This window comes from Erythrobacter sp. S227 (assembly GCF_057364925.1).
This window is the reverse complement of record NZ_CP200280.1, coordinates 2238994-2251834: the sequence shown is the minus strand read 5'-3', so window position 1 is coordinate 2251834 and position 12841 is coordinate 2238994. Positions and strand designations below refer to the sequence as shown.

Sequence of the window (12841 nt, the reverse complement as noted above, 5' to 3'; positions counted from 1 at the left end):
GGCTTGCCCCTGAGGTGTCTCGCACTACAAGCTTCACACATAGTCGTAAGGCTTGCTGCTTTCCAGCAAAGGCTTTGCCCCAAGGAGGAGAACTTTTGCATGTCGCAATCGCTTAAGCGCGTTCTTACATGCGCTGCCACACTGGCGGTGCTCGTCGCCGGCCCTGCAACAGCCAACCCACAAGAGGACAGTAACTCAGTGTCAGCCATTACCCCTCCCATCGCGGAAAAGCGCGAGCACACCTACACCCACCACGGGATCACGATCAGCGACCCCTATGACTGGCTTTATGACAAGTCGTACCCTGTGATCGATGACGAGGACGTGCTCGATTACGTAAAGGCCGAGAACGCCTATTTCGAGGCGAAGATGGGAGGCCAAGAGGCGTTGACTGAAAGCCTGTTCAAAGAGATGCGCGCGCGGATCAAGGAAGACGATTCGACCGTCCCTCAGCGCAATGGCGACTATATGTACTGGTCCGAGTTCGAAGAGGGCGCGCAATATCGCAAGCATTACCGCAGGCCTGTGGGCGCACCGGAAAGTGCCGAGCCTCAGCTGATCCTGGACGAGAACGAGCTTGCCGAGGGTCTTGAATATTTCCGCCTTGGTGCTCTCAGCGTTAGCAAAAACGGGCGTTTCCTCGCCTATTCGACCGACACCAACGGGTCGGAGCGCTACACTGGCCGGATCAAGGATCTGGAGACGGGTGAGCTTCTTTCCGATGAAATGCCAAACCTTCGCGGCGGGCTTACCTGGGTCGCGAAAGACACAGCGCTTGTCTACACCCCATCGACCGAGGAATGGCGCAGCCTCGAGATCAAGCTGCACACCATTGGTCAGCCCAATGACACCGATGTGTCGCTCTACCTAGAAGAGGATCAGAGCTTTAGCGTTGGGGCGGGACTTTCTGCCCAAGACAATTGGCTCATTATCGCGACCGGCGACAACGAGACCAGCGAAGTGCGGTTTGTAGAGGCCGACAATCCAACGGGTGACCTCACATTGGTGCGTCCGCGAAAAAAAGGGGTCGAGTACAGTATCGATATTCGACTGGATGCGACTGACTCTGATGAACTCTTCATTCTGACCAATGATGAGCACATCAACTTTCGTCTTGCCAAGGCGTCGATCAAGACACCCGGCGAATGGCGTACGTTGATCGAAGGCTCAAACGAATTTTACCTCACCGATTTCGACCTTTTCGAGGGCTTTTTCGTTACGGAAGGACGCTTGAACGGTCTCGATCAGGTGCAAATCCGGCGCTACGACGCGCCGCTGGAAATCGAGCCGATCAGCTTTCCCGAGGCGAGCTATGATGCAGGGCTGACCTACAACCCCGAGTATGATCAAACCGTCCTGCGCCTGTCATATGAGAGCATGGTGACGCCCGACACCGTCTATGACTATGACGTTGCGGCAAAGACGCTCACCACGCTGAAGACTCAGGAAATCCCGAGCGGTTATGACGCCTCGCTCTACACCACCGAGCGTGTCGAGATCGAGGCTCGCGATGGCACCATGGTTCCGGTCAGCATTGTGATGCGCAAGGACCGCGAGGAAATCTTGGCGAAAGCCGGGATCGAAGGGCCGGGCCCGCTGCATCTCTATGCCTACGGCGCATACGGCTATGCCGTGCCTCCGGGCTTCTCGACAACGCGCCTTAGCCTCGTGGATCGCGGCTTTGCCTATGCCATTGCGCATATTCGCGGCGGGGATGACCTTGGGCGGCGCTGGTATCTGCAAGGCAAGATGTTCGAGCGTACCAACACCTTCAACGATTTCGTCGATGCAGGGCGCGGCCTTATCGCCAAGGGTTACACCGCAGAAGGCATGGTGACCGCGAGCGGCGGCTCAGCAGGCGGCGAATTGATGGGCGCGATCATCAACCAAGACCCCGCGCAATACGGCGCAATCGTTGCCCACGTCCCCTTTGTCGATGTGCTCAACACGATGCTCAACAAAGACCTCCCGCTGACGCCGGGCGAATGGCAGGAATGGGGCAATCCGATCGAGAGCAAAGAGAGCTTTGCCTACATCCTCTCCTATTCGCCATATGATCAGGTGAAGGCACAGGATTACCCGCCGATGCTGGTCACCGCTGGCCTCAACGACCCGCGGGTCACCTATTGGGAGCCTGCCAAATGGGTCGCCAAATTGCGCGACACGAAGACCGACGACAATTTGCTGCTCATGAAAACCAATATGGGCGCAGGGCACGGCGGCCAATCGGGCCGCTGGAATTCCTTAAAGGAAACGGCGGAGGAATACGCCTTTATCCTGTGGCAAATGGGGATGGCCGAGGACGCTGAGTGAGCGGACACAACACCTACACCCAAACCTTCACAGCCGAGCCTCATCACATCGATGAGCTTGGCCATGTGAACAATTCGGTCTGGGTTACTTGGGTGCAGGAAATGGCGACCGCGCATTGGTCTGCGGTCGCCGATCCTGCGCATCAAGAGCAATTCTTCTGGGTCGTGATCCGCCACGAGATCGACTATCGCGGCAATATAACGGTGGGCGCGACCGCCACCGGCACGACCTATATCCCGGGCGATGCCAAGGGGGCAAAATCCATTCGCATGGTCGAATTCACCGATGCTGATGGGAAGCCGCTTGTGACTGCTCAAACCACATGGGCAATGCTCGAACGGGAAAGCGGCAGGCTCGCCCGTGTTCGACCGGAAGTCCTCGCGCCCTTTCGCAGTTAGGCTTCTGCCCCGCGGCGTTTCTTCAAAATGCCTTCGGTACGGGTGAAATCGCCCGGATTATCGACGTCAATCGGCGCATCGGCAAAGGGCATGCGGATCACCTTCACCTTGACACCCCAGCGCCTGGCGAGGTGGGCGGCCATGCCGTCAATCGTTGCAAGGCTGAATTTGTACATCAGCATGAAGCGAAGCCCGAAAGCCTTGAGGATGCGCCGGGGCTGCTTGCCGAACTGCCCGCCTGTTTCAAACACCTTGGCAGCAGCGACCGCATCGGCGGACGTGGCGGCGTAAAGATTGCAGCTCGACCATCCGCCGTCTTTAAGCTCGTGAAAGGCGCGTTTGCCGTCGGGATAGGCTTCAAGAATGGTCGAGGCAGGCGTCATCGCCACCGCAACCTCTGCCCCGCTTGCCAGCACTTCGGCACAGAAATGGTCGAACATTTCCGAGGTGTGGAGCGCATTGTCGCCGGTCGACACCACCAGCGGATAGGCATTGGGAATGGTCGCAGCCGCCTGCTCGATACTGGCAAACAGGTTTGCGCCAGCGGCCACGAATTTCAGCCGTCCTGCTTCCATCATGTCATTGAGATAAGGCACGCCTCGCATCAATTCTTCGCTCTCGATCGAGACGTAGATATCGCCTGCGTGCGCACTTTCGGCAATTTCGCGCACCACCCGCTGGAGCATGACTTCGCCGTCAATCTCGACAAGGCATTTGTGGCTTACATTCTGAAGCTTGGCGACCGCGTCCTGGGGACCAGCGCGGCTTGCGGCGAGGACGAGGACGGTGACTTTTGTTTCGGGCTTGGCGGCCATGGTGAACCTATCTGTCAGGATTGAAGCGCTGCGGTCAATTGGCGGGCTGGTTTGGCCGGGTCAAGTTCTGCGAGCTCCTTGAGCAGCGCATCGGCGGCAAATCCTGTGGCCGCTGCAAGGCAGGTTTCGAGCTTTTGCCACAATTGCGCATCCGACATGGGGTGCGCTTTGCTGCCAACAGGCATGGCTAGCGCGGTTTGCACGGTGCGCCCGTCTTTGAGCGTGATATGCACTTGCGTAGGAAATTCGCTTTCGAGCTTCTCGACATATTCCTTGGTAATCAGCGGCATCAGCGCGCGAACTTCGGGTCGCTGAATTGCGCCGGGTTCGTAATTACCAAGACCCACTTCGCCAGCGTGCAGTGCGGCGGCAAGGCTGTATTCAAGGCTGAATTTCGCCTCTGCCGGCGTTTGCGGGTTTTCATGCATCAGATTGCGCAAATGAGCAGCGGGCGCGCGCACGAGAACGGTTTGGACCGTATCTGCGATGATCGAGTTTTCCTCCATAAGCGCAAGCAAGCCATCAAGCGCGCGGTGCAGGCTCCCGCAATTGGGGAAACGTTTGATCTTGAGGCCATGCTTGGTCACGTGGAGTGGCTCGCCCACATTGGCGGTGTTGAAGCGCATGGTCTGACCGTGCTCGGCCTTGCCCTCCATCGCCACTGCCAGCTCTTCAACGTCTTGCCCGACCATAAGCGTGCGAAGCCCGGTGGGACCGTCGAGTGTTTCACTGCCTGCGGTGATCCCGGCTCTCGCCATCAATGCCGCTTGGACCCCGCCGCTTGCTGCAAACCCTGCGTGGATGGGCTTCGTATCAGAGCCAAACTGGCTCATAAATCCGCCCGCAAGGCTCGTGGAAAGCGAGATGGCATGAGCGGCTTTTGCAGCATCAAGGCGAAGTAGCCTTGCGCACCCCGCCGCCGCGCCAATCGCGCCCAGTGTTCCGGTCGCGTGCCAGCCACGGCTTCGGTGAAACGGGTTCACGCCCTGGCCGACCAGACCCATGATCTGCAAACCCACGATGTAGCCATCCAGCACATCGCCAACGCTCGCATTCTCGGTATCGGCCACTGCCAGAAGCGCCGGAATCAGCACAGCGGAGGCATGCGCCTTTGCGGGATCGAAATTGTCATCGAAATCGAGCGCGTGAGCACAGGTACCATTGAACAGAGCCGCGCCGGGTGCAGACAGACTGTCCCTGCGCGCCACAGCTCGCGCATCGCCGCTACCCCAGCTTTGCACCACCGGCCAAAGCTTGGAAGGCGCGCTATCATCGGCGCCCGGCACCATGCATGCAACCGTATCGATCAGCGACCGCTTGGCGATGTGGAGCGCGTCTTCAGGCCAATCGCGCGGAGCTTCGGCTACCCATTTTGCGTAGGCAGTCAGCGGTGATGAAGTGTCAGCAATCATGGCCTTTTACACTAATCTGCTTTCCCCAATTGTCGCCCAAAATTTTCTGCGTGTTGGTGCGGGTGCACCGTTCGATCAACCAATATTTAAGGCTAAGGACTTAAGAACTCGCCGGAATTTGGAGGGTTGTATGAAAGAGCTTTATCTCGGTGTCGGCGCGCTGATCCTCGCGGGCGTCTATTTTGGATCTGAGAGTTTGGATGCCATCGGCGGAGGGGGAAGCTCGATCGCCTATTCGGACAGTGATATCATCATGACCCCTGGTGTCTATGAAATCGAACGGCACGAAAATTTCACAAACGGCAAAGGGGATTCGGTTAGCCGGTCCATGCGGCACGATGTTGCTGCAATTCCGGACTATCAGGTTGATCGCTGGCCGGAAATGTACCTCAAGACGACCTTCGAAAGACTGGCACAAGGTTCCGGCGATTGCTCCGTATTGGTCTCGTCGAGGGAAGGAAATCGGATAGCGGGAAGCGTCTCGTGCGCCAAGCGTGGCTCGGGCGGGTTTGCTGGTCGAACCACCATGGAGGCGCAGTTCGAAGCCTTGCGTGACGAAACCGGTTTCGTAATCCGGGCGAAAGGGGGCGATGGCCTGAGCCGGAGCGGTGAACCCGATCTGACTTTCGATAACAGCTGGGTCGGGCGTCGCCTTACTCGCGAAGAGATGGAAGAAAATGACGCGCCCGAAGCGCTGATGGATGCCTATCAGTAAAACGATCAAGCGTGTGCCGGTTGGTCAGAGCGGATTGCCGTCCTGGTCCCGGAAAATCTCGCGGCGGCCCACGTGGTTCGCAGGACCGACCAGTCCTTCGCTCTCCATCCGCTCGATCCATTTGGCAGCGGTATTATAGCCCACGCCCATCTGGCGCTGGAGCCAGGAGCCGCTCGCCTTCTGGTTTTCGATCACGATCTGGCAGGCCTGGCGATATTTGCGCTCTTCCGGATTGTCGGACGCGGTGAGTTCATCCTCGAAGTTCAAACCGCCGCCGTCTTCGGGTTCTTCGGTCACGGCATCGACATATTCAGGCGCGCCTTGGGCCCGCCAGAAATCGGCGACTGCCTCGACCTCATCATCACTGACAAAAGGTCCGTGGACGCGCACGGTCGCGCCGGTGTTGGGCTTGTAAAGCATATCGCCCTTGCCCAGCAGCTGCTCCGAACCTTGCTCACCCAGAATGGTCCGGCTGTCGATCCGGCTGGTGACCTTAAAGCTGATACGCGTGGGCAAGTTTGCTTTGATGACGCCGGTGATGACGTCAACCGAAGGACGCTGCGTCGCCATGATGAGGTGGATACCCGCGGCCCGTGATTTTTGCGAGAGACGCTGGATCAGGATCTCGATTTCCTTGCCCACGGTCACCATCAGATCGGCAAGCTCATCGACGATCAGAACGATTTGCGGCAGAGGTGCGTAATCGAGCTGTTCTTCCTCATACAGCTGCTCGCCCGTATCCGGATCAAATCCGGTTTGAACGCGGCGGCCCAATGGCTTGCCCTTGGCAATCGCGCTGCGCACTTTCTCGTTGAAGCCCGACAGGTTCCTCGAATTGATCGAGCTCATCATCCGATAGCGACGCTCCATCTCTTCAACCGCCCATTTAAGCGCGCGCACCGATTTGTGCGGCTCTGTTACGACGGGGGAAAGGAGGTGGGGGATATCGTCGTAGGTCTTAAGCTCCAAAACCTTGGGATCGATCAGGATCAGGCGGCATTCCTCTGGCGTAAAGCGATAGAGGAGCGACATCAGGATGCAGTTGAGGCCCACCGATTTACCCGAACCCGTGGTCCCCGCCACCAGCAAGTGAGGCATGGCGGCAAGGTCTGCGACAATCGGTTCGCCTGCGATATCCTTGCCCAGAATGATCGGCAGCGCGCCCTTGCTTTCTGCAAAGTCGGCGCACGCAGCGAGTTCCTTCAGCGCGACCATCTGGCGGTCTTTATTGGGCAGTTCGATGCCCATCACGGTCTTGCCGGGAATCGGCGAGACGCGCGCTGAAATCGCGCTCATATTGCGGGCGATGTCTTCGGCCAAACCCACAACACGGCTCGCCTTGATGCCGGGGGCCGGCTCCAGCTCGTACATGGTCACCACAGGGCCGGTGCGCACCGCCGTAATCTCGCCCTTCACGTTGAAATCGTCGAGCACGTTTTCAAGCAGGCGCGCATTGCGTTCGAGCGCCAGCTTATCAAGCTTGGGCGCGGTATCCTCTGGCGGATCGGCAAGCAGATCCAGGCTCGGCAATTCGTAATTTGCGAACATATCGCGCTGGTTTTTCTTTGCCGCGGGATTGGCGCGTTTGGGAGGCGCGGACGGATCGGTGATCTCTGGCGAGCGGCGCGGTGCGGGCTCTGCCTTTGGTTCGATGATTTCAGCCTTTTTACCGCGCCGTGCCTTGGTCGCAGGAGCAGCGGTTTCATCATCCTCATCGACGAAGGTGAGCGCTGGCTCCCTGTCTCGCAGAAAGGGGATACGTGCCGCGATTGCGCTGCCTATGCTCGAATTGCGCACGAAATTGGGCAGGGTCAAAAGCAGGCGCCAATCGATGGCGAAAACGCGGGTGAGCAAGGTTGTACCGGCAGCAAGGCAAACGAGCGCTGCGACCAGAGTGATCCAGCCAGACGCGCCCTCACCAAAGCGGGAGGCCGCCGCTTCGATGCCGGTCGCGCCCAACAGGCCGGAAACACCGCCCAATTGCGCAGGCAAGGAGCCCGTGCTGGTGTCGAAGGCAAGCGACAAGACCGTACCCAGCAAAACCATAGCGATCAGCAAGAGCCCGGTTGGCAGCCACCAGCGGGTGCGCTCGCCTTCTTGCGTGTCGAGTTCTACCGAACGCCACAAACGCCGGGCCGAAATGTAGAGCAACGGCAGCAACAGAATTCCGGTGAGCCCGAAAGCGAACAGCACGCGGTCCGCGACCCATGCGCCCCACGTGCCCATCCAATTGCTGACTTGCGCCGGATCAGCCGCGGTCGAAGGGCTGGGGTCGGTCTGCGTATAGCTTGCCAGCGCGAGCCCGAGGAACACCATGGCCGCCAAAAGCACAGCTGCGCCCGTCATCTGAGCGGTGCGGCGGATGCTGCGGCGAAGGCCGACGCGCCAATCTGCGGTAGGGGGCTTGCGGGTGCTCACTGCTCGGGTCGCCATAGGGCGCTTCCTAAATAGACAAAAAACGAGAACACACCATGAATCCTCGAGGGACTCGGGTCAAGCAAAGAGCGTTAATTGATTGGCCTCAAGCGCCGGCATTCGCATCCGCTCATTTGGCTTTCCTCGCGTCGATGCGGACGGGTGCTTTCGGTTCTTGGCACCCTTGCGGCCTTACAGGCCGTTCTCGACTGAGTCCGTCGATTGCCGCCCAGAAGGGCCAAACAAGAGTGCGAGCACGATGTTGTGTCATCCCGCCAAGGGCAATGACCGGCACACAGGAATGCTGCGCCAACAGACGAAAGCGCGCAGGCCCAAGCGTGCGGCCACCGGGATGAGAATTGGTCGGGAAAACCGGCGACAAGAGGACGGCATCTGCGCCCAACCTGTTGGCAAGACCGATCTCTTCCAGATCGTGGGCGGTTGCCAGATGGAGTAACCCTTCGCGCCGCGGGTAGAGCGAGCGCGGGCTTCCGTAAATGCCGTCTGCGCCCCATTCCCTGGCGGTAAGAGCGCTGTCGGCAAGGATTACCGTGTGGCCTTGCGCTTTGGCAATATGGCGGAGCTCGCGAAACCGCTCCCACCGCTCAGGGTCACCCAGGTGATAGTGGCGGTAGATGAACCCGCTCCCACGGGGCAGCCGCGCAAGGGTTTGCTCAAGCACTGCATCATTACGCTTGTCCGAGATTGCCCAAATTTCGGGAAGAGAGATTGAGTTTCGCACGCTGCCACTATAGCGCGGCCCACATGGAAAGTGCAGCCGATAAACTCGATACCGTCCGCGCCAATATTGCCCGCATGTGCAAGCCATCGCGGCGCAAACCCGAAGATGTGACTCTGATCGCGGTCAGCAAGACCCATCCTGCCGAGCGGATCATCCCATTGCTGGAAGCAGGGCACCGCGTATTTGGCGAAAACCGCGTACAGGAAGCGCAGGGCAAATGGCCCGCATTGCGCGAGGAATATCCCGATCTGGAACTGCACCTCATCGGTCAGCTTCAATCGAACAAGGCCGAAGAAGCGGTCGAACTTTTTGATGTCATCCATTCGCTTGACCGACCCAGCCTTTTGAAAGCGCTTACCAAAGCGATGGATAAGGTCGGCCTGCGTGTGCCCTGTTTCGTGCAGGTCAATATTGGTGATGAAGAGCAAAAAGGCGGTTGCCCGATTTCTGAGCTTCCCGAGTTCCTTGCCAAGGTGCGCGCTGCCGATATTCTTTTGGCAGGCCTGATGTGCCTGCCGCCTTCGGGAACCGAGCCTGCGCCCTTCTTTGCGTTTCTCGCAAAGCTTGCAAAAGACAACGGCGTGGAGGGTCTCTCCATGGGGATGAGCGGCGATTATGAAACCGCTGTCCAATTGGGCGCAAGCCATGTGCGGGTCGGCACCGCGCTGTTTGGTGCACGTGGGTAAGCAATCCGGGATGAGCGAGAGGGCAAGCGCCTTTATTGAGCGCTGGCGTCCTGTTCTAGAAAGCGGCGCGCTCGTCCACTTCGCTTACGGACCGCGCGCAGGGGAAACCGGCAATCACTGCCAGGTTGCGGACCGATTTGTGGAGACGCTGGGCCTCAAATCCATAGGCTTCAATTGGCAGCTTCTCGATACCTATGCCCCCGAACGCGAGGTGCGTTCGGGCGTGGGTGAGCTTGTAAAGGCGTTCACCGAAGATCTGGCAAATCCAAGCCAGCCCTGGCTTTCACGCGATGAAGGCGAGGCTTGTGCGAAGGGTTTCCTGAACCTGTTCGACCCTGCCACCCTGACCCTTGTTTCCAACCGCTATGACGGACTTTGGAACCCGATTGCGGGAGGGGCAACCGAATGGGGTTTTGTCGGATTTGACGACGAAATGATCGCGCTTTTGCTGCTGGCTGAACGCTAGGCGTCTTCACTAACCCCAAACAAAAAGGGCGCCTCCGTTTTTCGGAAGCGCCCCTTTTTATTTTTGCTGTGCCAACCTTTTAGATGCCAGCGATAATGCCAACGGTCACAAGCGTACCGCGCGGGTCGTGGACCCGGCTGTCAAAGCCGCCATTGGTGGCAACGCGCGGTGCGGTCACACCAAACAGGTTGCGCACACCAGCGGTCAGTTGCAGCTGGTTGTCCATATCGAGCACTTCAGCCAGATCGAGCGAGTATTGCGCATCGACACGGAAGTCGCTGTCGATGTCAGCGCCTGCGTTCTGATCGTCCTGATAGCTGTCGATGTAACGGCCAAAAACGTTGAAGGCATGTGCACCAGCAGCGATCTGGAGCCCTGCGTTGAAACGCAGTTCCGGTGTTGGTGAACCAAAGTTGGTGAAGTTGCGGTTGCCTGCACCTTCGATCACCGGACCATTCACTGACGTTTGCAGATCGTAGTTGAAGACGTAGTTACCTTCGAAGCTAGGCGTAATCGTGAAGGCACCAACGTCAGCACGGTAACGAACCAGGAAGTCGATACCGGTAGTCTCGACACTTGCAGCGTTCACATAACCGTTGTTGACCTGAATGATTGTGCCGGCCGGACTACGAATAATGTTCGGGGCGTTTGGATCTGCATTGATCAGTTCCTGTGGCGCCGTTTGAACGATCGCATCGTCAAATTCAAAGCTGTAATAGTCAGCTGTGATTTCCAAACCGGGTACCGGTTCAAGAGTGAAGCCCAGGTTGTAGGCGGTCGAGGTTTCAGGTGTCAGGTTAGGGTTGCCCACTGCACGGATTGCGGCAAAGACGTTGCCGCCTGCGTTGTTCGGGTCCGAAACCTGCTGAAGCGTCGTTGACTGACCCACCAGCTGGAAGGTCGAAGGCGCACGGAACGAGGTCGAGAACGACCCGCGCAGCGAGATCCAGTCAGCTGGACGCGCCAGAAGTGCAATCTTCGGATCAAGCGTATCGCCGCCATCGGTGCCATAATCTTCATAACGAAGGGCCAGTTGGAGATCGAGCCAGTCTGTGACCGGTGCGTTCGCCTCACCAAAGACGGCATAGACGCTTTGTGAACCGCTAAAGGGCTGTTCACCGATCAGGAAGGCAAAGCCATCAGATGACGTGATGCTGTCAAAGCGCGCACCAATCGACTGGTTGCGGTATTGAACGCCAAGAGCAACGCCGACGGGGCCTGCTGGCAGTTCGAACAGATCGCCCGAAACAAAAGCTTCACCAACGAACAGCTCGGAACCGCGATCTGCAGTCGAGAACTCCGTGATGTAATCGAGCAATGCCGCATTGGCATTTGTTCCACCGGCCAGCGCAGTTGCAAACGGGTTGAAGAACGTCCCGTCAGCCGGAATTACCGCCTGGTTTGCAATCAGGAATGCGTTTTGCGCCGAACAATCAAGCCCGGTGGCATCGTTGAATGCCGGAACCGCGTTAAACCCGCGAAGGGCACAGGCGAAACGATCGCGCACTGTGTCTTCTGTCATCGTGGTGAAGTTGTTTTCGGCATAGGTGAAGTTCACGTTCCACAGGCCGTTGGACAAAAGCCCATCGAACTCACCTTCAACTTCGGTTGAGAAGCGGAAGGTTTCGCTTTCGGTAAACTGCGGTGAAACATCACCGCCTGTGCCGCTTGCACGGCCGAGGAATACCACGTTCTCGCCGAAGATATTGTTCGGGTTGAATGATGGAACAACGGCCTGGCCAAGTTGCAGGAACGGGAAGGTCGGCGAGTTACCGCGGGTCGCATTGTTATCGGCGTAACCGAATTCAGCAGACCAGCGGATGTTATCCGACAGATCAGCATCGGCTGACACGAATACGGTCAAACGCTCTTCTTCAGGTACGAGGTTGAAGAATTCGCCAAAGTCAAAACCGCAGAAACCGATGCCAGCTGGCAAAAGCGGTGCTGCTGCTGCGCTTGCTGGCAGAGGCGTTCCGCCCGCATCGGCACAGCCTGGATCAAGTGTCGGTGCACCGGCAGGCGCTCCGGGAACGCCGATGAATGCGCCAGGATTACCGAGGATCGATGTGTCATCCCCGGGAACCGAAAGGCGACGCTCTGCGGTGGTAAGAGGCGAACGGTCGATGTAGCTGACCGCAGCCAACAGGTTCACTCCGCCAAATTCTGCGCCGGCGAGTGCTTGAATGTTGTATTCTGAATAATCACCACGGCTGGTGTGGTCGGTGAATTCGCCCGACACAGTGAAGCCTTCGTAATTTTCGCGGGTGATGAAGTTCACAACGCCTGCAACAGCGTCAGAACCGTAGAGCGATGATGCGCCGTCTTTCAGGATTTCGACCCGGTCGACTGCGATCAGCGGCACGAGTGATGCGGTGTCAACAAAGTTGATGCCATCATTGGTTGGACCTGATGAAAGCGTCTGGCGCTTGCCATTGAGCAGGATCAAGGTCGAGGCAACACCAAGACCGCGAAGGTTGATGTTGGACGTGCCGGTCGTACCGCCTTGGGTAAACGCATCCGGGTTGTTTTGTGCGCCCGTGTTAATTGTGAGCGACTGCGTGACGTCTGCAATGTTCTGCGCGCCGATGTCAGAAATGCTCTCGCTTCCGATGGTTGCCAGAGGCGATGCAAGGTCAGCTTGTGACTGGCGACGAATGCGCGAACCGGTCACGAGGATGGTGTTGCCCTCGTCTTCCGAGGCAGCAGTATCGACGTCATTGTCTTGGGCGAGTGCGGCTTGGGGCGCCATGGCCATGCCAGCACCCAAAAGTGCCAACGCACGCAGCGAAGTGAAGGAACGCATAGATGTCTCTCCGTATTTAGGTTCTCTTTGTGAAACCCATTTAGGGGGGAGGCCCGCGTTACAACCCATGTCCGAC

10 protein-coding genes are annotated in these 12841 nt (G+C 58.2%); 5 read left to right on the top strand and 5 right to left on the bottom strand.

Annotated features, from left to right (window positions below):
• Positions 1–99 precede the first annotated feature (99 nt).
• Positions 100–2313 carry a S9 family peptidase gene (locus AC0V6Q_RS10590; protein ID WP_486168346.1) on the top strand — a complete coding sequence of 738 codons (2214 nt, stop codon included), beginning with the start codon at positions 100–102 and terminating at the stop codon, positions 2311–2313.
• On the top strand, positions 2310–2711 hold the full coding sequence (locus AC0V6Q_RS10585; protein WP_486168345.1) for an acyl-CoA thioesterase: 402 nt from the start codon (positions 2310–2312) through the stop codon (positions 2709–2711). The genes AC0V6Q_RS10590 and AC0V6Q_RS10585 overlap by 4 nt, the downstream gene beginning before the upstream one ends.
• Here AC0V6Q_RS10585 and AC0V6Q_RS10580 read toward each other — a convergent pair.
• Both AC0V6Q_RS10580 and AC0V6Q_RS10575 read right to left on the bottom strand, forming a co-directional pair.
• Complete coding sequence (locus tag AC0V6Q_RS10580) at positions 2708–3526, bottom strand: nucleotidyltransferase family protein (RefSeq protein WP_486168344.1); 819 nt, start codon at positions 3524–3526, stop codon at positions 2708–2710. The two genes, AC0V6Q_RS10585 and AC0V6Q_RS10580, sit on opposite strands and share 4 nt — an antisense overlap.
• Positions 3527–3540: 14 nt before the next feature.
• Positions 3541–4938 (bottom strand): MmgE/PrpD family protein, encoded by a 1398-nt coding sequence (locus AC0V6Q_RS10575; protein ID WP_486168343.1) that lies wholly within the window; start codon positions 4936–4938, stop codon positions 3541–3543.
• Positions 4939–5068: 130 nt separating this feature from the next.
• Here AC0V6Q_RS10575 and AC0V6Q_RS10570 point away from each other — a divergent pair, with 130 nt between their 5' ends.
• Complete coding sequence (locus AC0V6Q_RS10570; RefSeq protein ID WP_486168342.1) at positions 5069–5653, top strand: hypothetical protein; 585 nt, start codon at positions 5069–5071, stop codon at positions 5651–5653.
• A gap of 24 nt (positions 5654–5677) precedes the next feature.
• On the opposite strand, the gene AC0V6Q_RS10565 is transcribed toward AC0V6Q_RS10570, so the two are convergent.
• Together AC0V6Q_RS10565 and AC0V6Q_RS10560 are read right to left on the bottom strand one after the other, a co-directional pair.
• Positions 5678–8086: an FtsK/SpoIIIE family DNA translocase gene (locus AC0V6Q_RS10565; RefSeq protein ID WP_486168341.1), complete on the bottom strand. Its 2409-nt coding sequence runs from the start codon at positions 8084–8086 to the stop codon at positions 5678–5680.
• A 112-nt stretch (positions 8087–8198) separates the two neighbouring features.
• Complete coding sequence (locus AC0V6Q_RS10560) at positions 8199–8810, bottom strand: thiamine phosphate synthase (RefSeq protein WP_486168340.1); 612 nt, start codon at positions 8808–8810, stop codon at positions 8199–8201.
• A gap of 23 nt (positions 8811–8833) precedes the next feature.
• On the opposite strand from AC0V6Q_RS10560, the gene AC0V6Q_RS10555 reads away from it, so the two are divergent.
• Together AC0V6Q_RS10555 and AC0V6Q_RS10550 are read left to right on the top strand one after the other, a co-directional pair.
• A complete protein-coding gene (locus AC0V6Q_RS10555) occupies positions 8834–9496 on the top strand; it encodes a YggS family pyridoxal phosphate-dependent enzyme (protein WP_486168339.1) in 663 nt (220 codons plus the stop codon).
• Positions 9497–9506: 10 nt separating this feature from the next.
• On the top strand, positions 9507–9962 hold the full coding sequence (locus tag AC0V6Q_RS10550; RefSeq protein WP_486168338.1) for a hypothetical protein: 456 nt from the start codon (positions 9507–9509) through the stop codon (positions 9960–9962).
• Between the two features lie 79 nt (positions 9963–10041).
• On the opposite strand, the gene AC0V6Q_RS10545 is transcribed toward AC0V6Q_RS10550, so the two are convergent.
• Positions 10042–12765, bottom strand: coding sequence for a TonB-dependent receptor domain-containing protein (locus AC0V6Q_RS10545; protein ID WP_486168337.1), 2724 nt, complete (start codon positions 12763–12765; stop codon positions 10042–10044).
• Positions 12766–12841 lie beyond the last annotated feature (76 nt).